This window comes from Pseudomonas sp. GGS8, from assembly GCF_024168645.1.
GTDB lineage: Bacteria > Pseudomonadota > Gammaproteobacteria > Pseudomonadales > Pseudomonadaceae > Aquipseudomonas.
This window is the reverse complement of sequence record NZ_JALJWF010000001.1, coordinates 2,803,149-2,825,712: the sequence shown is the minus strand read 5'-3', so window position 1 is coordinate 2,825,712 and position 22,564 is coordinate 2,803,149. Positions and strand designations below refer to the sequence as shown.

Here is a 22,564-nt window from a genome sequence, read left to right as displayed (position 1 = left end):
CACAAGGCGCCGAGTGGTCGCCGTGCAAATATTGACGCCAGAGATGTGGCGAGGGGGCTTGTCGGAGCGCCGCACCGCCGCACCGCCCCGTTGGGCTGCGAAGCGGCCCCGAAATTTATCAGACAGACCTCATCGCCGATTTGACGACTGCTACGCAGCCCAACGGGGCGGTGCGGCGGTCCGACAAGCCCCCTCGCCACAGGGAGCCTCCTCAGTTTCGAGATTGACTCAGGCCGGTTTGACTTCCAGCAATGCTTCCTGCGCCAACTCCTTTTCGGCCTCCTTGAGGTCTTCGTCGCTGACCATTTCCGCGATCACCCGCAAGCGTTCCACCACCCGCGCGTTGACGCTGCCCTCGGGAAATTCGCCATTTTCATCCGGCGTACCGGCCGGCTCGCCGACCAGCAGGCTCAGGGCCTCGTCGGCCTGGCGCACCGCGTAGACATGGAACTGCCCCGCGCGCACCGCCGCCAGCACCTTCTCGTCGAGCATCAGCGTGGCGACGTTGGCCTGAGGAATGATCGCTCCCTGCTCGCCCGTCAGGCCGCGAGCCTCGCAGAGCCGGAAGAAGCCTTCGATCTTTTCGTTGACCCCGCCTACCGCCTGCACTTCACCGAACTGGTTGATCGACCCGGTAATCGCAAAGCACTGCTTGAGCGGCGTTTTCGACAAGGCCGAGATCAGCGTGCAGGCCTCGCCCAACGATGCGCTGTCGCCGTCGACGTAACCGTAGGACTGCTCCAGGGCGATGCTCGCGGAAATCGCCAACGGGAATTCCTGGGCATAACGGCTGCCCAGATACCCGGTGAGGATCATCACGCCTTTGGAGTGAATCGGCTGGCCGAGGTTGACCTCGCGCTCGATGTCGACGATGCCGCTGCCGCCCGGATACACCGTGGCGGAAATCCGCGCCGGTATCCCGAAGGCCGAATCGCCGACTTCCAGCACCGTCAGCCCGTTGCACTTGCCGACCGCCGCGCCATCGGTGTCGATCAGAATGATCCCGGCCAGCATGTCATCGAGAATCCGCGCCGAAACGCGCCCGGTACGGGTGGCCTTGGCCTTGAGCGCACGCTCGATGTGCCCGGCGTCAGTCATGTCGTCACCCGCCAGGTCACGAATGAAATCCGCCTCGCTGACCAGTTGGAACAGATCACCGATCCGTGCCGACAAACGTCCCTGGTGCTCGGCCAGACGTGCACTGTAAGTCGCCAGACGCGCCACCGCATCGACGGTCAGCGGCGCCATGCCTTCTTCCGAGGTACGGGTTTTGAGCAACTGGGCGAACTGTTCCAGGCTTTCGTCGACCATCGGAATGTCTTCGTCGAAATCCACCAGGACGCGGAACATCTCCTGGAAGTCCGGATCGAGGTCTTGCAGCGTGTAATAGAGCTGTCGGGCGCCGATGATCACGACTTTGACCTGCAACGGAATGTGTTGCGGCGTCAGCGTCACGGTGGCCAGACGGCCCAGCTCACCCAGTGGCGATTCCATTTTCAGCTTGCGCGATTGCAAGGCACGCTTGAGCGCATCCCACACGAATGGCTCGCTGAGCATTTTTTCCGCTTCGAGGATCAGGAAACCGCCGTTGGCCCGGTGCAGTGCACCCGGTCGCAGCTGCCGATAGGTGGTGTAGAGCGCGCCCTGATCGGTGCTGTATTCGATGCGGCCAAACAGGTTGTCGTAGGTCGGGTGCGGCTCGAACACCACCGGCGCACCGCCGCTGTGCGGATGCCCGACCACCAGGCTCGGGGCGTATTGCTCTTCAAGCAATTTGCGGGCGACGGCGTCGGTCTTGCTATCGTCCACCAATTGCTCGACCACCGTTTTGAGCAGGTACACCTGCATCGCTTGCAGGTAACCGCAAACGCCTGCGTTTTCCGCATACTTTTCCGACAGTGGCGCCAGCAATGGCTGCAAGGCCAGAGTGATGGTTTCTTCGTTGAGCTGGCGCAGCTGATTACTCGACTCGCGCTTCCATTGCGGCAGGCTGGCGAGCTCTTCGTTCAACCGCTCTTCGAGCCCGGAAATGTCGTCGTGAAAACGTTCGCGCTCGGCTTCCGGCAACTGGGCGAACTCCGCCTCATCCAGCGCCTTGCCTTCGCTCATCGGGGTGAACGCGATGTTGCTGCTGTCACGGTAGAGCGCGACGTCTTTCTCCAGCGCAAGACGCTCGATCACATCCAGCGCACGGTCATAACGCTGGTTGAAGGCGCGATCGATGGCGCTTTTCTTCTGCTGGTAGGACGGGTGCTCGAATACCGCCGGAAAGGTCGCCAGCAGGTTGTCGATCAAGCCATTGATGTCACCGATAAAGGCGCCAGCGGTGCCCGACGGCAACTCCAGGGCGCGAGGCTCGCGCGGCTCATCGAAATTATTAACGTAGACCCAGTCCGCCGGAGTCTGCAGGCGTTTGCCTTCGGCCTTGAGGTAGCGCTTGACGAACGAAAACCGGCCAGTGCCGGGCTCACCCATGACAAATACGTTGTAACCGGGGCGTGGCATGGCCACACCGAACTGCAAGGCTTCGACCGCACGTTCCTGGCCAAGCACACCGCGGAAGGGCTCCAGATCATTGGTGGTAGAGAAGCTGAACTGTTCAGCGGAAAACGGACGGGTCAGCGCTTCAGGCGCTAAACGCAAGCTGGCAGCAACAGGATCAGGCATCGGGCTTCCTTACATCAGGCGGGGCAGATAGCGGCATTCTGGCGCTGCCCGTACCTCACTGGCAAGGCGCGCCTGAAGCCAAAGCATAGACAAACCCTCAGCCCCGGGCCGCGCGGCTCAAAATCAATGTTTTCAGGGAATGTTTCGCAAAAAATCACGGAACCCCTGGAACGTGCCTAAACTCCAAACTGCGCGGCTGGAACGAAATAAACGAATAACCGGCCCACTGGCACCATTAGGGGCCAGCACTCTGTCCATTGGTATGCACACAAAGAGAACATAGCTATGAAACGGATTCTTCTTGGTACTCTCTTCACCGTTGTATCCATCAACGCCATGGCTCAGGCGCCAGGCGGTCCGGACTGCGGTTGGGGCAACATGCTGTTCGAAGGTCAGCGTGGCACCCCGGCACACTTCCTGGCATCCACCACCAACGGCACTTCCGGTAACGCCACCTTCGGGATGACGTCCGGTACCAACGGTTGCTCGACCAATGCAGCGCTGACCTATGGCGGCAAATCCTGGATTGCCATGAATGGCATGATGAACGAGCTGTCCGAAGACATGGCCAAAGGTCAGGGCGAAGCGCTGACTACTTACGCCGTGGTGCTGGGCGTGGCGCCGGAAGACCGTGCGCACTTCGCCGCCGTGACTCATCAGCACTTCCAGCAGATCTTCAGCAAAGCCGACGTGACCGCTGAGGATGTGCATACCAACACCCTGGCCGTATTGAAGAACGATCCTCGTCTGGCCAAGTACGCCACTCAAGCTTAAGCTCGACCCGCCCCGCTCTCTTTGGGGGAGCGGGTTTTATTTTTTGACCCCGGCCCGTTTTGGCCTGCCTCTTTGGGTCTTTGTTTCTTTCGACTTAAGTTGCTCACTATGCTCAAACGCCCTGCCTGGCTGGCGCTCTGTGTCTGCGCCCCGCTGTCCGCCGCGCCCCACATCGACAATCAACGTTTGCAGCAACTGGCCAACGACCCCTTCTGGATTTCCCTGGGTCATTACGAAACCGCCAAGCTCGGTGGCTGGCGCAGCTATGTCAGCGACAAAAAATTCTTTCTGGCCCCCGATGGCAACGAACACCCCGACCGTGAACTGGCAGCGACCGTACAGGCGCTATATGCCCCGGCCAGTGCCGGCGAGCAGCATGCGCAATGCGTCTATCCGGCCCGCACCCGCTGGTTGAAGGCGCAACTTGAACTAACCGGTCTGCCGACGCCGGACTGCACTGAGTTCAAGCAGTGGTTCAAGGACGTTTCGCCCCATAGTGCGGTGATGATTTTCCCGGCGGCCTACCTGAACAGCCCATCGTCGATGTTCGGCCACACTCTGCTGCGCATCGATCAGGCCGATGTGCAGAGCGACAAGACCTCGCTGCTCAGTTACGCGATCAACTTCGGCGCCTACATCGAGGGTTCGGACAACAGCATTCTGTATGCCTGGAAAGGCTTGATGGGCGGTTATCCGGGGCTGTTTGCGCTGGTGCCCTATCAGGAAAAACTCTCGGAATACCGCAGCCTCGAGAACCGCGACCTGTGGGAATACCGCCTGAACCTGACCCAGCAGGAAACCGAGCGCATGGTCGAACATGTCTGGGAGCTCAAGCAGATCCAGTTCGATTACTTCTTCTTCGACGAAAACTGCTCCTATCGCCTGCTTGAGCTGCTGCAAGTGGCGCGACCGAGCCTGAGGTTAACCGAGCAATTCCCATTGACCGCTATCCCCACCGACACCGTTAAAGCGGTGAAACAGGCCGGGCTGGTGGAATCGATCGAATATCGCCCATCCCGCGAGCGTGAACTGCTGAGCCGCGCAGAACCGTTGACCGACAAAGAGCAGCAATGGGTGCTGAAAGTCAGCGCCGATCAGAAACAATTGCAGGAACCGGCGTTCAAGGCGCAACCGCGCGAGCGCCAGGCGCTGATCATCGATGCGGCTTATCGTCTGGAGCGTTATCGCGCCAACGGTCAGGAACGTGACCCGCAACGGGCTCAGCGCAGTTTCGAATTACTGCGCGCGATCAATCAAAACCCGCCTCCGGAACTGGACATTGCGCGACCTGGCTTGCCCGAGGATGGCCACGAGTCCCGCACCTGGCAGGTCGGCATCGGCACCCGGGGTGATAAAGCCTTCGGCGAATATGGCCTGCGCATGGCCTACCACGACCTCAACGACAACGCCGAAAGCTTCCCCCTGGGCGCGCAGATCGAAATCTTGCAGATGAAGCTGCGCCAATACGAAGGCAATCACTGGCAGCTGCAGCAACTGGACCTGGCGACCATCCGCTCCCTGACCCCGCGCAACGCGCTGTTGCAGCCGCTGTCGTGGCAAGTCACCGGCGGCCTGGAGCGCGTACCCGGCAAGCATGATGACCAAACCCTGGTCAGTCATGTCAACGGTGGCGGCGGCGGGACCTGGCAACTGGGCGACGACATGCTCGGATTCGCCTTGGGCACCGTGCGTGTGGAACACAACAACGACTTCGCCGGTTTCATTGCCCCGGCGGCAGGCTTCAACAGTGGCCTGCTGTGGAAAAACCCGTTGGGCAATTTCAGCCTGGAAGCCAAGGGCGATTACTTCACCAATGGCGAAGTGCGCCGGAGCATGAGCCTGAATCAGCAATGGGAATTGTCGCGCAACCTCGGTTTGCGCCTGAGCGCCCAACGCGAATTCAGCCACCTGGCGTCACCTGAAAACGAAGTGATGCTTGAAGTGAAGTGGTATCACTATTGATCCTGTGGGAGCGAGCCTGCTCGCGATGAGGCCATCACATTCAACATCCATGCTGCCTGTTCCACTGCCATCGCGAGCAGGCTCGCTCCCACAAGGGATCTGCGCCATCCGACAGATTAATCACAGCCCTTTCACAGACACCCGACAAAACCGCTTCTAGACTTCCCCTATAGGCCGTTAACGGCCCAGGAGTCCAAGATGTGGCGTTGCGTGAGTATGTTGGGATTATTGGCATTGATCACAGGGTGCCAGTCGACTCACGAAGATCTGATCGCCAAGGGTTATCCGCCGGCGTTCGCCGATGGCTTCGATGACGGTTGCAGCAGTGGTCGACAAGCCGCCGGGGCGATTACCGGTGAATTTCGAAAAAACGTCCCACGCTACCTCAAGGACAAGCAATACGCCGAAGGCTGGACCGATGGCTTCCGTCAGTGCCAGGCCATGCGCGAAAACGAGGATCGAAACGAGTACAGGGAACGCCATTGGGACGAGCGCGAACGGGCCTGGCAACAGCAGAAAGACCGGGACGCCGCACGAGCCTATCGCTCGCAATAAGTCGTTTACAGACATTTGTCGAAACTTAAAGCCTGCGACCATGGCCCAACCCCTATAACGGGAGAAAAGCATGAGTCGCGCCTTCGTTAATGAAGATAACGCCGCCGCGCAAGCCGACCTGCCAGTCGAACGGCAGGTCAGTGCGCAGCCCAATTACGTCACGCCCGCCGGACTCGCACAGCTTCAGGCGAAAGTCACCGAGCTGCAAAACCTGCTCGACGAGGAAAGCGCCAAAGGTGACCTGGCCGACAAGCAGCGCCAGGCCGACCTCGACCGCGACTGGCGCTACTTCAAGCAGCGCCTGCAAAGTGCGCAGCTGGTCGCACAGGCCTCCTCGACCGACAAAGTGCAGATCGGCAACTGGGTGACCTTTGCCGACGAATATGATCATGAACAGCGCGTGCAATTGGTCGGAGAAGACCAGGCGGATGCCGCTCATGGGCTGATCAATTGGAGTTCGCCGCTGGGACGGGCGTTGCTGGGCGCGCACGTGGGCGATGAAGTGCTGTGGAAGCGGCCGGCGGGGGATTTGCTGATTGAGGTTATGACCATAGAGATTGGGTGAGTTTGATGACGCCTTCGCGGGCAAGCCCGCTCCCACAAGGGATTTCGCGCGTTCTCAGAATCCGGGCCTGAAACAGATCCCTGTGGGAGCGGGCTTGCCCACCATAGCCGCGCCTCGGTCTTACTGAACGCCCATAAAAAAACGGAGCCCCGAAGGCTCCGTTTTTTATGCCGCCAGCCTGAAATCAGGCCAGTTTCTTGTGCCGTACGCGGTGCGGTTGGGAGGCCGCTTCGCCGAGGCGTTTCTTGCGATCGGCTTCGTACTCGGTGTAGTTGCCTTCGAAGAACACCGCTTGCGAGTCATCTTCGTACGCCAGGATGTGAGTCGCGACGCGGTCAAGGAACCACCGATCGTGAGAGATCACAATGGCAGCGCCCGGGAAGTCCAGCAAGGCTTCTTCCAGGGAACGCAGGGTTTCAACGTCGAGGTCGTTGGACGGTTCGTCGAGCAGCAGGACGTTGCCGCCCTCTTTCAGGGTCAGGGCCAGGTGCAAGCGACCACGCTCACCACCGGACAGGTCCTTGACGAACTTCTGCTGATCGCCACCCTTGAAGTTGAAACGACCGACATAGGTACGCGACGGGATCTCGTAGTTGCCGATACGAATCTGGTCGGAACCGTCGGAGATCTGCTGGAACACAGTCTTGCTGCCATCCAGGTCTTCACGGCTCTGATCGACGCACGCCAGTTGCACGGTTTCACCAACTTCGATGCTGCCCGAATCCGGCGTTTCCTTGCCCATCAGCATACGGAACAGGGTCGATTTACCGGCACCGTTACCGCCGATCACGCCAACGATGGCGCCTTTAGGCATGGAGAACGACAGGTTGTCGATCAGCACGCGATCGCCGTAGCCCTTGGTGACGTTCTTGAACTCGATGACCTTGTCGCCCAGGCGTGGACCGGCCGGGATATAGATCTCGTTGGTTTCGCTGCGCTTCTGGAATTCCTGCGATTGCATTTCTTCGAAGCGTTGCAGACGAGCCTTGGATTTGGACTGGCGGGCCTTGGCGCCTTTGCGCACCCACTCCAGTTCTTCCTTCATGGCCTTTTCGTGAGCCGATTGCTGCTTGGATTCGGCTGCCAGACGATCGGACTTGGCTTCGAGCCAACCCGAATAGTTGCCCTCGTACGGGATACCGGCGCCGCGGTCGAGTTCGAGGATCCAGCCGGCAACGTTGTCCAGGAAGTAACGGTCGTGCGTGATCGCAACCACGGTGCCCGGGAAATCGTGCAGGAAATGCTCCAGCCAGGCGACGGAATCGGCGTCCAGGTGGTTGGTTGGTTCGTCGAGCAGCAGCATGTCCGGGGCGGACAGCAGCAGGCGGCACAGGGCCACACGACGCTTTTCACCACCGGAAAGATGTTCAACCTTGGCATCCCAGGCCGGCAGACGCAGTGCATCGGCAGCGACTTCCAGTTGGCGATCCAGGTTGTGGCCATCGCTGGCCTGCAGGATGGCTTCAAGCTTGGCTTGCTCTGCAGCCAGCTTGTCGAAGTCGGCATCCGGATCGGCGTAGGCCGCGTAGACCTCGTCCAGACGCGCCTGGGCGTCCTTGATCACGCTGACTGCTTCCTCGACCACTTCACGCACGGTCTTGGTCGGATCCAGGATCGGTTCTTGCGGCAGATAGCCGATGTTCAGGTCCGGCATCGGACGGGCCTCGCCGTCGAACTCGGTGTCGACGCCCGCCATGATTTTCAGCAGCGTGGACTTACCCGAACCGTTGAGGCCGAGGACGCCGATCTTGGCGCCGGGGAAGAACGACAGCGAAATGTTTTTCAGGATTTCCCGCTTCGGCGGAACAACTTTGCCCAGCCGATGCATGGTGAAGACGTATTGAGCCATGGAGAACCTAGGGTCAGTGACTGATGAATGATTGGAGCGCAGGCGATGCCCGGCCAGGCCATGCGCGTCGTTCGTTTGATGGGTATCAAGGCGGCGCGCTGAAAAAACCTAGGAGCTGGAACGCTCCCGCGTAACCGGCAAAGCTACCTCATTGACAGAAGGCAGTCCAGCCGAGTGGGACTGGCACTTCGCCACAACTCAAGGCATGCTAGCCGCCCTTCGGGCGTCCGGCTTATAGTGCACGCCGCGCCAGTCCAGCCAAACCGCAGGATTACAGTTTGTCCAATGTCACTCCGCCATCGTCCGCGAGCGTGCTCAACCCTGGGCTCGGCTCGCCCCTGCGCGGAAGCTTGAAGGGCGCGCTGGCGACTCTCGTGCTGTTGCTGATCGCACTGCTGTTCTGGCAACTGCTGGATCAACTGCGCGAAACCCAGAAAAACCAGCGCCAGTACACCATCGACTACACCGCCGATCTGGCTTCGCAAGTCAGCCTCAACATGGCGCTCAACGCCCAGATCGCCCTTAATCTGCTACCGATCATCGAACAACCGCAAAGCGCCGACGAACAGCAGGCGTTGCTGCGCAAACTGCAACAGTCGCTGCCCGACCTGCGCAGCCTGGCGCTGCTCAGTCCCTCCGGAAAAATCCTCAGCGACAGCGCCACCGACAGCCAGGACGCCAACTACCTGAGCGAACTGGTCCAGCGCAGTCGCGCCCAGGCCCATTATTTCAGCAATGCCGACGACGGCTCGGTGGTGCACCTGCTCCTGCATCAGGCCAGCGGCAGCACCCGCGGTTATTGGGCCTTGCGCCTGATGCCAACGTTTTTCTCAGCACTGACCAAACAGGGCGACGCCGGCATCCGCCCCCTGTGGCTTGTGGAAAACCGCACCAATCATCAGATCATCAGCCGCGATGACACCCTGCCCTCAGCCAAACCCACCGCGCTGACACCCGACGAACTGACCAACAGCGTGCTGACCGTTCCCCTGAGCGGCAGCGACTGGCAATTGCGCGGTCTATTCGACCGGCAACGGGTCATCGAACAACTGCTGCCGGCGTTCATCGGCAAATGCTTGCTGGGCCTGGCCTTCTCGCTGTTACCGTTCATCGCTTTGCTGAACATTCGCCGCCGTCAACGGCAACTGCATGAAGGCCGCCGACGCTATCAGGACATTTTCGAGGGTACCGGCGTTGCCCTGTGCGTGCTCGATCTGTCCGGGCTCAAAGGTTTTTTCGACAAGGCGCAACTCACCAGCAGCGAGCAGTTGAGGACCTGGCTCGATACACCGGAGCAACGCCAACAACTGCTGCAGGAACTGCGCATCACCGAGGTCAACCAGGTCGCCCTGCAACTGCTCAATGTCAATTCCTGTGAGCAGGCCTGGAAACTGCTGATCAACGGCTGCCCACTGGACTGCACGGCCATCGGCAATCAAGTGCTCGAAGCGGTGCTCCACCAGCAAAAACAGCTTGAGCTGGAAATCAAACTCCAGGATGCCAATGGCCGCGACCAGCACTTGTGGCTGGTGTTGCGCCTGCCGGAAGACCAGGCCGACTATAGAGCGGTGATCCTGAGCATCAGCGACATCACCAGCCGCAAACTCATTGAGCTTTCACTGCTGGAACGCGAAGGGTTCTGGTCCGATGTGGTGCGTACCGTACCGGATCACCTGTATGTGCAGGACGTGATCAGCCAGCGGATGATCTTCAGCAACCATCACCTGGGGCAGACGCTGGGTTACAACCGTACCGAATTGCATCAGATGGGCGAGTATTTCTGGGAAATCCTCTTGCACCCCGAAGATGCCGACTACTATCACCGTTCGCGCCAGTCCCAGCGTCACGCCGGGTACACCCAATTGCTGCAATGCCAACTGCGCTTCCGTCATCGCGACGGCAAATGGCGACGTTTCGATATTCGTGAACAGGCCCTGGCGCGGGATAGGCACGATCAGGTCACGCGCATCATCGGCGTGGCCAAGGACATCACCGAGCAGATCGAAGCCAGTGAATCCCTGCGCGACAGCGAGCAGCGCTACCGAATGCTCGCCGAAAGCATCAGCGACGTGATTTTCTCCACCGACAGCAAGATGGCGCTCAATTACGTCAGCCCGTCGGTGCAAGCTGTACTGGGCTTCGACGCCGACTGGATATTCCAGAACGGCTGGCAATCGACCATCGCCAACCCGCAACAACTGAGCGGCATCTACAGCCTGATGGACCGCGTCAGCAAAGCGCTGGATAAACCTGACCAACTGGCGTTGCTGCGCAGTCAGGTGCAGACCCAACTGTTTTTGTTCGACTGCCTGCGGGCCGACGGGCGCAAGATCCCCATCGAGCTGCGTCTGGTGCTGGTGTGGGACGAACATGGCGCCTTTGAAGGCGTGCTCGGGGTCGGTCGCGACATCAGCCAGCAACGCCGGGCCGAGAAAGACCTGCGCATGGCGGCCACGGTATTCGAGCACTCGACCTCGGCGATCCTGATCACTGACCCGGCCGGCTACATCGTCCAGGCCAACGAGGCCTTCAGTCGCGTCAGCGGCTATGCGGTGTCCCAGGTTCTCGACCAATTGCCGAACATGCTCACCGTCGACGAGCAGCAGGAAGCCCATCTGCGCTACGTGCTCAAGCAATTGCACCAACACAGCACCTGGGAAGGCGAAGTCTGGCTCAAGCGCCGCAACGGCGAGCATTACCCGGCCTGGGTCGGGATTACGGCGGTGCTCGACGACGAAGGCGACCTGGCCAGTTACGTGTGTTTCTTCAGCGACATCAGCGAACGCAAGGCCAGTGAGCAACGGATTCACCGCCTCGCCTATTACGACGCCCTGACCCACCTGCCCAACCGCACGCTGTTCCAGGATCGCCTGCACACCGCGCTGCAATCGGCCGAACGGCAGAAGTCCTGGGTGGTGCTGATGTTCCTCGATCTGGACCGCTTCAAGCCGATCAACGACTCCCTGGGCCATGCCGCCGGCGACCGCATGCTCAAGGAAATGGCCACGCGCTTGCTCGGTTGCGTCGACGATGACGACACCGTAGCGCGCATGGGCGGTGATGAGTTCACGTTGCTGCTGCAACCGCGGGTCAACCGCGAGATCGCGCTGAACCGGGCGATTCACGTGGCCGAGCAGATTCTCGCCAGCTTGGTGAAACCGTTCGTGCTGGAAGGCCGCGAGTTCTTCGTCACCGCCAGTATCGGTATCGCACTGAGCCCTCAGGACGGTAGCGAACTCAGTCAGTTGATGAAGAACGCCGACACCGCGATGTACCACGCCAAGGAGCGTGGCAAGAACAACTTCCAGTTCTATCAGGCCGACATGAACGCCAGCGCCCTGGAGCGTCTGGAGCTGGAAAGCGACTTGCGCCATGCCCTGGAGCAAAATGAATTCGTGCTGTACTACCAGCCGCAATTCAGCGGCGACGGCAAACGCCTGACCGGCGCCGAAGCCCTGCTGCGCTGGCGCCACCCGCGCCGTGGTCTGGTGCCACCGGGGGATTTCATTCCAGTGCTCGAAGAGCTCGGGCTGGTGGTGGATGTCGGCGACTGGGTGATCAGCGAAGCCTGCCGTCAGCTCAAGACCTGGCATCAGGCTAAGGTGCGAGTGCCGAAGGTCTCGGTAAACATTTCGGCCCGGCAGTTCTCCGACGGGCAGCTCGGCACGCGGATCGCCACCATTCTCAAGGAAACCGGGCTGCCGCCGGCGTGCCTGGAGCTGGAGCTGACCGAAAGTATCCTGATGCGTGAAGTCAGCGAGGCGATGCAGATCCTCGCCGGGTTGAAAAACCTCGGCTTGAGCATTGCGGTCGACGATTTCGGCACCGGGTATTCATCGCTCAACTACCTCAAGCAATTCCCGATCGACGTGCTGAAAATCGACCGTACTTTCGTTGATGGCCTGCCATCCGGTGAGCAGGATGCGCAGATTGCCCGGGCGATCATCGCCATGGCCCACAGCCTCAATCTGGCGGTGATCGCCGAGGGCGTGGAAACCCACGAGCAGCTCGACTTCCTGCGTGAACATGGTTGCGATGAGGTTCAGGGCTACCTGTTCGGCCGTCCGATGCCAGCCGGCCGGTTCGAAGCGCAGTTCAGTAACGATGCGCTGTTCATGTTTGACTGAGGCCTTGCGCAGAGGCTGCCGGCCCCATCGCGGGCAAGCCCGCTCCCACAGTTTTTTGGGCGTACCCAAGATTTGTGACCACTGAAGATCCCTGTGGGAGCGGGCTTGCCCGCGATGAGGCCAGCACGATCACCGCTGATCCCGTCATGAAGCCCACTTGTCTGCGACATGATGTCCTTTCATATGCCATCTAAAAGCGGTTGGGTTAGAATGCCCCCCTTTTCTGCCCCGATCCTTGAGGACCGCCATGTTCAGCCGTGATTTGACTATTGCCAAGTTCGACGCCGACCTTTTTGCCGCCATGGAGCAAGAAGCTCAGCGCCAGGAAGAACACATTGAGCTGATCGCTTCGGAAAACTACACCAGCCCTGCGGTGATGGAAGCTCAAGGCTCGGTATTGACCAACAAGTACGCCGAAGGCTACCCGGGCAAGCGCTACTACGGTGGTTGCGAGTTCGTCGACGTGGTTGAGCAACTGGCCATCGACCGTGCCAAAGAACTGTTCGGCGCCGATTACGCCAACGTTCAGCCACACGCTGGCTCGCAAGCCAACAGCGCCGTTTACCTGGCCCTGCTGCAAGCAGGCGACACCATTCTGGGCATGAGCCTGGCCCACGGTGGTCACCTGACCCACGGTGCCAGCGTTTCCTCCTCCGGCAAGCTGTACAACGCCGTTCAGTACGGCATCGACGCCAATGGCCTGATCGACTACGACGAAGTCGAGCGTCTGGCCGTTGAGCACAAGCCGAAAATGATCGTGGCCGGTTTCTCTGCCTACTCGCAGATTCTGGACTTCCCGCGCTTCCGTGAAATCGCCGACAAGGTTGGCGCCTACCTGTTCGTCGACATGGCCCACGTGGCCGGTCTGGTCGCCGCTGGCGTCTACCCGAACCCGGTGCCTTTCGCTGACGTCGTGACGACCACTACCCACAAGACCCTGCGCGGTCCACGTGGCGGCCTGATCCTGGCTCGCGCCAACGCTGACATCGAGAAGAAGCTGAACTCCGCAGTATTCCCGGGCGCCCAGGGTGGCCCGCTGGAGCACGTGATCGCTGCCAAGGCGATCTGCTTCAAGGAAGCGCTGCAACCTGAGTTCAAGGCCTACCAGCAACAAGTGGTGAAAAACGCTCAGGCCATGGCCGGCGTGTTCATCGAGCGCGGTTTCGACGTGGTGTCGGGCGGTACTCAGAACCACCTGTTCCTGCTGTCGCTGATCAAGCAGGAAATCTCCGGTAAAGACGCCGACGCCGCGCTGGGCAAAGCGTTCATCACCGTGAACAAGAACTCGGTACCGAACGATCCACGCTCCCCGTTCGTCACCTCCGGCCTGCGTTTCGGTACCCCGGCAGTGACCACTCGCGGTTTCAAGGAAGCCGAGTGCAAAGAGCTGGCTGGCTGGATCTGCGACATCCTGGCTGACCTGAACAACGAAGCGGTGATCGACGCCGTTCGCGAGAAGGTCAAAGCCATCTGCAAGAAACTGCCGGTATACGGCGCTTAATTGCAGCGCTAAACCGCAGCCATGAAAAAACCGGCCAGTGATGGCCGGTTTTTTTTCGTCCGTCATAAAGATCAATGGGGTCTGCACCACTGGTCAGACCGGTCATGCCAATTTTGCTGCGCCCTCTTGTCATCCTGAAAAAATCCAGCGTAGACTGCGCCTGCACTGGACATACCGGTAAGACCACAATAATTAAGTCCTGAATCTGATGCGCTTAGCGCACGGCAGCCAGGACACCGACCAGGATTCCTCCCATGCTCAGATGGTGCTCGCGTTCAATCTTCCTTCAAGTGGTTCTCGGACTGGTGCTCGGCATCATCTGCGGACTGACCCTTCCCGAATACTCCGCCCAACTCAAACCCCTCGGCGACGGCTTCATCAAACTGATCAAGATGCTCATCGGCCTGATCGTGTTTTGCGTGGTGGTCAGCGGCATCAGCGGTGCCGGTGACCTGAAGAAGGTCGGCCGCATTGGCCTCAAGTCGGTGATTTACTTCGAAGTGCTGACCACCATCGCCTTGGTGATTGGCTTGGTATTCGCCTTCACGACCGGTATCGGCAGCGGCGCGAACATTCATCTGGAGCAGCTCTCCGCTGCCGACATGGGCGACATCGCCCAGCGCGGTCAGCACATGCACACCACCACGCAGTTCCTGATGGACCTGATTCCGACGTCGGTGATCGGCGCCTTCGCCGACAACAACATCCTGCAAGTCCTGCTGTTTTCGGTGCTGTTCGGCAGCGCGCTGAACCTGGTGGGTGAAGCGGCGTCGGGTATTTCCCGGCTGATCAATGAGCTGAGCCATGTGATCTTCCGCATCATGGGCATGATCGTGCGCCTGGCGCCGATCGGCGTCTTCGGCGCCATCGCCTTCACCACCAGCAAATATGGCCTGGACTCGCTGCAACACCTGGGCAGCCTGGTCGGCCTGTTTTACCTGACCTGCACGGCGTTCGTGGCGCTGATTCTCGGCCTGGTGATGCGCCTCTCCGGTCTGCGGATGTGGCCACTGCTCAAGTACCTGCGCGAAGAACTGCTGATCGTCATGGGCACCGCTTCTTCCGATGCCGTGCTACCACAAATCATGCGCAAGCTTGAGCATCTGGGCATCGGCAGCTCCACGGTCGGGCTGGTGATTCCGACCGGGTATTCGTTCAACCTTGATGGTTTTTCGATCTACCTGACCCTGGCCATTGTGTTCATCGCCAATGCCACCGGCACGCCGCTGGCCATGACTGACCTGTTGACGATTCTGCTGGTGTCGCTGATCACCTCCAAAGGTGCCCACGGGATTCCCGGCTCGGCGCTGGTGATTCTCGCCGCCACCCTGACGGCGATCCCGGCGATTCCGGTGGTGGGCCTGGTGCTGGTGCTGGCGGTGGACTGGTTCATGGGCATCGGCCGGGCGCTGACCAATTTGATCGGTAACTGCGTCGCCACAGTGGCCATTGCCCGCTGGGAAAAGGACATCGATATCCAACGGGCAAACAAAGTGCTGTCCGGCCAGGTGGGTTATACCTTCCAGCCGAGAAAACCGGTTGTCCCGGCACATCAGCAGGAATTTTAAACAACGTGTGCCTGCCCACGGGCAGGCACATTTATCGCGATTTGGAGCGAACAGTGATTACCTCGTCAACCGTCGTAAATTCAGTGGTAGAAAAACTACGGGCCGCGCTGGCCCGCGGTCAGTGGCGTTCCGGCGAAATGCTGCCGGGCCAGCGTGAACTGGCCGAACAACTGGGCATCAGCCGCCCAAGCCTGCGCGAAGCGGTGATCGTGCTGGAAACCCTCGGGCTGGTGCGCTCGATGCCGGGTAAAGGCGTAGTGGTGCTGGAAGCCAATCTCAGCGACAGCCAAAGCCACGACAGCGCGGTCGCCGGGGCCAGCCTGGAAGACGTGCTGCAACTGCGCTACACCCTTGAGCCGTTCATCGTCGGCCTGGTGGCACAGTCCATCAGCAGCAAGGAAGTCGGGCAACTGCGCCTGACCCTGATGGACATGCGCGAAGCCCTGGAAGCCAATGACAGCGAGGCCGGTGTGAACGCCTACATCGCGTTCCACGAAGAGTTGTTCACCCTGACCTCGAACCCGATTTTCCAGAGTGTGGTGCAACAAACCAGCAATGCCCTCAAGCAAAGCGCTGACGTGCTGCGCAATTCTCCGGAGCATCTGGCTGAACGCCTTGAAGAAAGCGAAGCCATGGTGCGAGCGATCCGCAGCAAGAACAGCGCCCAGGCCAGCGCCGAGATGCGTCGGCATATTCTTCGGGAAGGCCAACGGATGGGCATCGAATTGAACATCCCGGACGACCACCTTGGCAGTTGACCCCCCTCTTCGAACTGGAGACAGGCCATGAACAGCTTCGCCTCACCACAAACTCTTGTTGCCCTGCCCTTTCACCCGCTGGTGGATGATCTCTATTCGCGGATCTTCGACGCGATTCTCGAACAGCGCATCAATGCGGACAGTCGCTTTACCGAAGATAGCCTGGCGCAGATGTTCGGTGCCAGGCGCAGTGATATTCGTAATGTGCTGACGCAACTGTCCCATCAGCAGATCATCATCCTGCGGACCAATCATCGCCCCCGGGTCGCCGAGCCCGATGTCGAACAGACCCGTCAGACGCTTCATGCCCGGCGTCTGACCGAAATCACGCTGGTGAAACTTGCCTGCCAGCAGCCTCGCCCGAAAAAACTGAAACGCCTGCGTGCCTTGATCGAAAGCGAGCGCCTATGTAAGGAGCGTGGTCCAGCGATTCGGTTATCGGGGGAGTTTCACTTGCAACTGGCCGAAATGGCGGGAAATGCACCGCTGGTGCATTTTCTTGGCAGCCTGGTGCCGTTGACTTCATTGGCGACGGCGCATTTCAATGCGTGGGTAGAGGGCTATTGCGTCTGGCAGGTGCACGAAGGGATTTTGGCTGCGGTAGAGTGCGGGGACGCTCGGAGGGCAGAGACATTGTTGACCCGGCACCTTGATTACATGGAAGAGACATTGCTGAATGCGGGATCGGCTCTGAGCCACAATCGTGTCGCCGGTTAGATCGCCTTCGCGGGCAAGTCTCGCTCCCACAGGTATTGCATATCCTCTGTAGGAGCGAGGCTTGCCCGCGAAGGCGTCATCACCGACGAGCACATTTTCAACCCACCGCAACCCGCGTAAACCCCTTGCGAATTTTCTCTTCTGGCAACTCATCGGCAATGAACACGATCACGCTTTCCCGCGCCTCGTCATCCGCCCACTCCGTATCCCAATCGAAACCGTAAAGTTTCAATACTCCCTGAAACACCATGCGTCGCGGTTCGCCGAGGATGTTCAAAACGCCTTTGTAGCGCAGCAATTGCTTGCCATGGTCTTCCAGCAGTTCGTTCATGAACTCGCTGAGCTTGTCGATATCCAGCGGCTTGTCGGTGCGCAATACCAGGCTGGAAATACGATCGTTGGAGGGCGCCTTGCTCACCGGGCGCAAACTCACGCCACCACCGAGGTCGGCATTGAGGTTGAAACCACGCACATCGAGCAGTTCGGCCAGATCAATCTTGCCGTGGTCGACCACGCGAATCGGGGCGCGACGGTTGATGCGGGTCAGACGTTCGCTGAGGGCAGCGAAGGTCGACTCATCCACCAGATCGCGTTTGCTCACCAGCAAGCGGTCGGCAAAACCGATCTGCGCCTGGGCGATGGTCTGAGTCAGGTGGTGTTCGGCATGTTTGGCGTCGACCAGGGTGATGATGCCGTCAAGGATATAGCGCTCGCGCAGCTCTTCGTCGATGAAGAAGGTTTGCGCTACCGGTGCCGGGTCGGCCAGACCGGTGCATTCGATCACCAGACGGTCGAAGGCGATTTCGCCGCTCTCCAGGCGTTCCAGCAACAGGTACAGGGCCTTGGTCAAATCAGTATGAATGGTGCAGCAGACGCAGCCGTTGGACAGCGTCATCACTTGCACCGGCTCATCGCCCAACAGTTGGGTGTCGATGCCGGCGTCACTGAATTCATTTTCGATCACGGCGATTTTCAGACCGTGCTCGGCTTTGAGCAGGTGGCGCAACAAGGTGGTTTTACCAGCGCCGAGGAAGCCGCTGAGGATCGTGACAGGGATTGGCGCTAACAAAATAAGGTCTCCCGGACGCAAAAAAACTGTAGGAGACAGCGGTGCGGCGATCCGACTTGCCGGCGAAAGCGTCCTGAAGATCGCCTTCGCCGACAAGCCGTGCTCCTACAGTGGTGTGTTGCCTAAACCGCGTATTTCAACAGCACTTCGGTCCACCCTTGCCACCGTAACGAGCCTCCTGGCGTTCGCGAAAGAACGCCTCGTAACTCATCACCGGCTTGTCCGGATGTTTGGTTCGCATATGCTCGACGTAGTTGTCGTAGTCGGGCATGCCGACCATCAGGCGCGCAGCCTGACCGAGGTATTTACCGAGGCGACTCAGGTCATTGAACATGGTGCAATCCTCAGGTTACGCATCCGGTTGAGCCTGGAACGGCGACTCTTTATCCGTGCGTTCTTTGGTGCCCCAGGCAGCAATACCGACCTTGAGCGCATAGAACAGGATGCTGAACACCACAAACAGGAACAGCGCGGTCAGCGTTGCGTTGGTGTAAGCGTTGTAGATTACATGCTGCATCTGCTCGATGCTCTTGGCCGGCGCGAGGATCTGACCACCGGCCAGCGCATCGCTGTACTTCTTCGCCAACGACAGGAAACCGATCGCCGGGTTGGCGTCGAACAGCTTGATGAAGCCGGCGGTGGTGGTGCAGATCAGCAACCACACGGCGGGCAGCATGGTGACCCAGATGTAGCGCTGGCGTTTCATTTTGATCAGCACGACGGTCGCCAGCATCAGCGCGATACCGGCCAGCATCTGGTTGGAGATACCGAACAGCGGCCACAAGGTGTTGATCCCGCCCAACGGGTCGATCACGCCCTGGTACAGCAAATAGCCCCACATCGCCACGCAACCGGCGGTCGCGATCAGGTTGGCGGTCCAGGACTCGGTGCGTCTCAGCGCCGGTACGAAGGAGCCGAGCAAGTCCTGCAGCATGAAACGCCCGGCACGGGTGCCGGCGTCGACCGCGGTGAGGATGAACAGCGCTTCGAACAGGATCGCGAAGTGGTACCAGAATGCCATGGTGTTTTCGCCCGGCAGCACACTGTGCAGGATCTGCGCGATACCCACCGCCAGGGTCGGCGCACCACCGGCACGGGCCAGAACGGTGGTTTCACCGATGTCCTTGGCCACCGCTTGCAGGGCTTCCGGGGTAATCGCGAAACCCCAGCCGCTGACGGCTTGTGCCACCGCCACCACGTCACCGCCAACGACCGCCGCCGGGCTGTTCATGGCGAAATAGACGCCCGGCTCGATCACCGAAGCGGCAACCATCGCCATGATCGCCACGAAGGACTCCATCAGCATGCCGCCGTAACCGATGTATCGGGCGTTGACTTCGTTATCCAGCAACTTCGGCGTGGTGCCGGAGGCAATCAGTGCGTGGAAACCCGAGACTGCACCACAGGCGATGGTGATGAACAGGAACGGGAACAGCCCGCCCTTCCACACCGGTCCGGTGCCGTCGATGAACTGGGTCAATGCCGGCATTTTCAGCTCGGGCATGGTGATCAGAATGCCGATCGCCAGCGCAACGATGGTGCCGATCTTGAGGAAGGTGGACAGGTAATCGCGAGGCGCCAGAATCAGCCACACCGGCAACACCGCCGCCACGAAACCATAGCCGATCAGCATCCAGGTGATCTGAACCCCGGTAAAACTGAACGCCTTGGCCCACACCGGGTCAGCGGCAATCTGCCCGCCCAGCCAGATCGAACCCAGCAGCAACGCCACGCCGATCACCGAGATTTCACCGATGCGGCCCGGGCGGATGTAGCGCATGTAGACGCCCATGAACATCGCGATCGGGATGGTCGCCATCACGGTAAAGATGCCCCACGGGCTTTCGGCCAGGGCCTTGACCACGATCAGCGCCAGCACCGCGAGGATGATGATCATGATCAGGAAGCAGCCGAACAGCGCGATGGTCCCGGGGATGCGGCCCATTTCTTCACGGACCATATCGCCCAGGGAACGACCGTTGCGGCGGGTGGACATGAACAGGACCATGAAGTCCTGAACCGCACCGGCCAACACCACGCCGGCAATCAGCCACAGCGTACCGGGCAAATAGCCCATCTGCGCTGCCAGCACCGGACCGACCAGTGGCCCCGCGCCAGCGATGGCCGCGAAGTGGTGGCCGAAGAGGATGTGTTTGTTGGTCGGCACATAGTCCAGACCGTCATTGTTGAGCACGGCAGGTGTAGCCCGACGTGAGTCGAGTTGCATCACATTGTTAGCGATGAACAGGCTGTAGTAACGATACGCAACCAGGTAAATGGCCACGGCGGCAACCACGATCCACAAGGCGTTGATCGCCTCGCCTCGGCGCAATGCCACTACGCCCAGGGCGCACGCTCCTACGACTGCCAGCAGTAGCCAGGGTAAGTGGCGTAGCGGGCTATTATTATTTTTCATTTTATGATTCCAGCCAGAGAGGACAAGAAAGACAGCCATCCCGAGTTTAGCGCTACTGGCCTCAAAGGCCACCCCCAACGTTGGTCTAGATAAGGGATGGCGACCGTGGCGGTTGGTGCAAAGCCCGGTCTATAGTCATTGCACCACGCACAGAGGTCAGGCCATGAGCGAACAGCATTCCGATCGCCGCCGTTTCAAGCGCATCGCCTTCAGCGCACAGACCGAACTGAGCCAGGACGGGCAGCGTTGGCCGGTGCAATTACTCGACTTGTCGCTCAAGGGCATGCTGATCCAGCGTCCCGAGCCTTGGCAGGGCGATCCCAGCAAACCCTTCGCAGCCGATATTCATTTGAACCCCGAGACCGAGATCAGAATGGATGTGCGGTTGGCCCACAATGATTATGACCAGCTGGGTTTTGTCTGCCTGCATATCGGGCTGGACTCGATCGAACATCTGAGACGGCTGATCGAACTGAATCTCGGTGATCCTGACGAGCTGGATCGGGAGTTGGGGGCACTCATCGAAATCTGAAGACAAGACGCAATCCCCTGTGGGAGCCGGGCTTGCCCGCGATGGCGATTTTAATCCCACCACGAATGTCGTCTGACAAACCGCTATCGCGGGCAAGCCCGGCTCCCACAGGATTGCGTATTGCTTGCAGCTATTCGAACAGTGCGTCGAGGGCCTGTTCCAGGCGCGTCACAGCGATAATCTGCAACCCCGGCGGTGCTTCTTTCGGCGCATTGCCCTTGGGCACGATGGCGCGCTTGAAGCCGTGCTTGGCCGCCTCTTTCAAGCGTTCCTGGCCACTCGGTACCGGGCGCACTTCACCCGACAACCCGACTTCGCCAAACACCAGCAGATCGTGCGGCAGCGGCCGGTTGCGCAAACTGGACATGACCGCCGCCATCAAGGCCAGGTCGGAAGCGGTTTCCAGGACCTTCACGCCGCCGACCACGTTGAGGAACACATCCTGATCGTGGGTCGGGATGCCGCCGTGGCGGTGCAAAACCGCCAACAACATGGCCAGGCGATTCTGATCCAGACCGAGCGTCACCCGGCGCGGGTTGGCCAGATGACTGTCGTCCACCAGCGCCTGGACTTCCACCAGCATCGGCCGGGTGCCTTCCCACGTGGCCATGACCACACTGCCCGGGACTTCTTCCTGGGCGCGTGTGAGGAAAATCGCCGAAGGGTTGGAGACTTCCTTCAGGCCTTTGTCGGTCATACCGAACACGCCCAATTCATTCACCGCGCCAAAGCGGTTTTTCACCGCCCGTAGCAAACGCAGGCGCCCATCGGATTCGCCTTCGAAATACAGAACGGTGTCGACCATGTGTTCCAGCACTCGGGGGCCGGCCAGCGCGCCCTCCTTGGTGACATGGCCCACAAGGAAAATCGCGGTGCCGCTTTGCTTGGCGTAACGCACCAGCAATGCCGCACTTTCGCGCACCTGGGAGACACCGCCCGGCGCCGATTGCAGTTGCTCGGTGAAGATCGTCTGAATCGAGTCGATCACCATTACCTTGGGCTTTTCCTGCCGGGCGGTGGCGATGATGGTTTCGATGCAGGTTTCGGTCATCACCCGCAGCTGATCCTGAGGCAAGCCTAGCCGTCGGGCACGCATGGCCACTTGTTGCTGGGACTCTTCGCCGGTGACATACAGCGCCGGCATGCTCTTGGCGAGGTTGCACAAGGTTTGCAACAGAATGGTCGACTTACCGATGCCGGGATCACCACCGATCAACACCACCGAGCCATCCACCAGGCCGCCGCCCAGAACACGATCCAGCTCGCTGGACGCCGTGGAGAAACGCGGAATCTCTTCGACACTGACTTCGGCCAGGGTTTTGATCTGCGCCTGCTGGCCAGTCCAACCGGTACGACCGCTGGGGGCTGCGGCGCCGCCACTCTCCACCATGGTTTCGGTCAGGGTGTTCCAGGCCCCGCATTCGCCGCACTGGCCGGCCCACTTGGGGAAGGTTGAGCCACACTCGGTGCAGCCGTACATGCGCTTGGCCTTGGCCATCTGAAC

16 protein-coding genes are annotated in these 22,564 nt (G+C 60.0%); 10 read left to right on the top strand and 6 right to left on the bottom strand.

Annotated elements, in window-relative coordinates; genetic code table 11:
* Positions 1–228: 228 nt before the first annotated feature.
* Positions 229–2,667 (bottom strand): Lon protease family protein, encoded by a 2,439-nt coding sequence (locus J3D54_RS12610; RefSeq protein WP_253418525.1) that lies wholly within the window; start codon positions 2,665–2,667, stop codon positions 229–231.
* A gap of 285 nt (positions 2,668–2,952) precedes the next feature.
* On the opposite strand from J3D54_RS12610, the gene J3D54_RS12605 reads away from it, so the two are divergent.
* The 4 genes from J3D54_RS12605 (at position 2,953) to J3D54_RS12590 (ending at position 6,523) form a co-directional block, all read left to right on the top strand.
* The gene (locus tag J3D54_RS12605) at positions 2,953–3,441 is read left to right on the top strand and encodes a DUF3015 domain-containing protein (RefSeq protein ID WP_018925873.1); all 489 of its coding nucleotides are present in this window, start codon (positions 2,953–2,955) and stop codon (positions 3,439–3,441) included.
* 108 nt (positions 3,442–3,549) lie between these two features.
* Positions 3,550–5,403: a DUF4105 domain-containing protein gene (locus J3D54_RS12600; RefSeq protein WP_253418522.1), complete on the top strand. Its 1,854-nt coding sequence runs from the start codon at positions 3,550–3,552 to the stop codon at positions 5,401–5,403.
* 198 nt (positions 5,404–5,601) lie between these two features.
* Positions 5,602–5,958, top strand: a complete 357-nt coding sequence (locus J3D54_RS12595; RefSeq protein WP_253418520.1) for a hypothetical protein — start codon at positions 5,602–5,604, stop codon at positions 5,956–5,958.
* Between the two features lie 70 nt (positions 5,959–6,028).
* Complete coding sequence (locus J3D54_RS12590) at positions 6,029–6,523, top strand: GreA/GreB family elongation factor (protein WP_253418517.1); 495 nt, start codon at positions 6,029–6,031, stop codon at positions 6,521–6,523.
* Positions 6,524–6,707: 184 nt separating this feature from the next.
* Here J3D54_RS12590 and ettA read toward each other — a convergent pair whose 3' ends face one another.
* Entirely contained in the window at positions 6,708–8,372 is a 1,665-nt protein-coding gene (ettA, locus tag J3D54_RS12585; RefSeq protein WP_253418514.1) for an energy-dependent translational throttle protein EttA, read from the bottom strand.
* A gap of 278 nt (positions 8,373–8,650) precedes the next feature.
* On the opposite strand from ettA, the gene J3D54_RS12580 reads away from it, so the two are divergent.
* From J3D54_RS12580 to J3D54_RS12560, 5 genes are all read left to right on the top strand, one after another.
* Positions 8,651–12,499 carry a bifunctional diguanylate cyclase/phosphodiesterase gene (locus J3D54_RS12580; RefSeq protein ID WP_253418511.1) on the top strand — a complete coding sequence of 1,283 codons (3,849 nt, stop codon included), beginning with the start codon at positions 8,651–8,653 and terminating at the stop codon, positions 12,497–12,499.
* Between the two features lie 247 nt (positions 12,500–12,746).
* Positions 12,747–14,000 (top strand): serine hydroxymethyltransferase, encoded by a 1,254-nt coding sequence (gene glyA, locus J3D54_RS12575; RefSeq protein WP_253418508.1) that lies wholly within the window; start codon positions 12,747–12,749, stop codon positions 13,998–14,000.
* 254 nt (positions 14,001–14,254) lie between these two features.
* Positions 14,255–15,568 (top strand): C4-dicarboxylate transporter DctA, encoded by a 1,314-nt coding sequence (locus tag J3D54_RS12570; protein WP_253418505.1) that lies wholly within the window; start codon positions 14,255–14,257, stop codon positions 15,566–15,568.
* Between the two features lie 53 nt (positions 15,569–15,621).
* Positions 15,622–16,326, top strand: coding sequence for a FadR/GntR family transcriptional regulator (locus J3D54_RS12565; RefSeq protein WP_105343738.1), 705 nt, complete (start codon positions 15,622–15,624; stop codon positions 16,324–16,326).
* A 27-nt stretch (positions 16,327–16,353) separates the two neighbouring features.
* Positions 16,354–17,043: a GntR family transcriptional regulator gene (locus tag J3D54_RS12560; RefSeq protein ID WP_253418502.1), complete on the top strand. Its 690-nt coding sequence runs from the start codon at positions 16,354–16,356 to the stop codon at positions 17,041–17,043.
* 97 nt (positions 17,044–17,140) lie between these two features.
* On the opposite strand, the gene yjiA is transcribed toward J3D54_RS12560, so the two are convergent.
* The 3 genes from yjiA to J3D54_RS12545 form a co-directional block, all read right to left on the bottom strand.
* The gene (gene yjiA / locus J3D54_RS12555) at positions 17,141–18,112 is read right to left on the bottom strand and encodes a GTPase (protein ID WP_253418499.1); all 972 of its coding nucleotides are present in this window, start codon (positions 18,110–18,112) and stop codon (positions 17,141–17,143) included.
* 136 nt (positions 18,113–18,248) lie between these two features.
* Positions 18,249–18,446: a YbdD/YjiX family protein gene (locus tag J3D54_RS12550; RefSeq protein WP_047273565.1), complete on the bottom strand. Its 198-nt coding sequence runs from the start codon at positions 18,444–18,446 to the stop codon at positions 18,249–18,251.
* A 15-nt stretch (positions 18,447–18,461) separates the two neighbouring features.
* Positions 18,462–20,528: a carbon starvation CstA family protein gene (locus J3D54_RS12545; RefSeq protein ID WP_253418496.1), complete on the bottom strand. Its 2,067-nt coding sequence runs from the start codon at positions 20,526–20,528 to the stop codon at positions 18,462–18,464.
* A gap of 163 nt (positions 20,529–20,691) precedes the next feature.
* On the opposite strand from J3D54_RS12545, the gene J3D54_RS12540 reads away from it, so the two are divergent.
* Entirely contained in the window at positions 20,692–21,060 is a 369-nt protein-coding gene (locus J3D54_RS12540) for a PilZ domain-containing protein (RefSeq protein WP_253418492.1), read from the top strand.
* A 130-nt stretch (positions 21,061–21,190) separates the two neighbouring features.
* On the opposite strand, the gene radA is transcribed toward J3D54_RS12540, so the two are convergent.
* Positions 21,191–22,558: a DNA repair protein RadA gene (gene radA, locus J3D54_RS12535; RefSeq protein ID WP_007937264.1), complete on the bottom strand. Its 1,368-nt coding sequence runs from the start codon at positions 22,556–22,558 to the stop codon at positions 21,191–21,193.
* Between the last annotated feature and the right edge of the window lie 6 nt (positions 22,559–22,564).

Coding starts and splice junctions, on each gene's coding strand:
- J3D54_RS12600 (WP_253418522.1), top strand. CDS start 3,550: ATGCTCAAACGCCCTGCCTGGCTGGCGCTCTGTGTCTGCGCCCCGCTG.
- J3D54_RS12605 (WP_018925873.1), top strand. CDS start 2,953: ATGAAACGGATTCTTCTTGGTACTCTCTTCACCGTTGTATCCATCAAC.
- J3D54_RS12570 (WP_253418505.1), top strand. CDS start 14,255: ATGCTCAGATGGTGCTCGCGTTCAATCTTCCTTCAAGTGGTTCTCGGA.
- glyA (WP_253418508.1), top strand. CDS start 12,747: ATGTTCAGCCGTGATTTGACTATTGCCAAGTTCGACGCCGACCTTTTT.
- ettA (WP_253418514.1), bottom strand. CDS start 8,372: ATGGCTCAATACGTCTTCACCATGCATCGGCTGGGCAAAGTTGTTCCG.
- J3D54_RS12560 (WP_253418502.1), top strand. CDS start 16,354: ATGAACAGCTTCGCCTCACCACAAACTCTTGTTGCCCTGCCCTTTCAC.
- J3D54_RS12545 (WP_253418496.1), bottom strand. CDS start 20,528: ATGAAAAATAATAATAGCCCGCTACGCCACTTACCCTGGCTACTGCTG.
- J3D54_RS12590 (WP_253418517.1), top strand. CDS start 6,029: ATGAGTCGCGCCTTCGTTAATGAAGATAACGCCGCCGCGCAAGCCGAC.
- J3D54_RS12550 (WP_047273565.1), bottom strand. CDS start 18,446: ATGTTCAATGACCTGAGTCGCCTCGGTAAATACCTCGGTCAGGCTGCG.
- J3D54_RS12540 (WP_253418492.1), top strand. CDS start 20,692: ATGAGCGAACAGCATTCCGATCGCCGCCGTTTCAAGCGCATCGCCTTC.
- J3D54_RS12610 (WP_253418525.1), bottom strand. CDS start 2,667: ATGCCTGATCCTGTTGCTGCCAGCTTGCGTTTAGCGCCTGAAGCGCTG.
- radA (WP_007937264.1), bottom strand. CDS start 22,558: ATGGCCAAGGCCAAGCGCATGTACGGCTGCACCGAGTGTGGCTCAACC.
- J3D54_RS12595 (WP_253418520.1), top strand. CDS start 5,602: ATGTGGCGTTGCGTGAGTATGTTGGGATTATTGGCATTGATCACAGGG.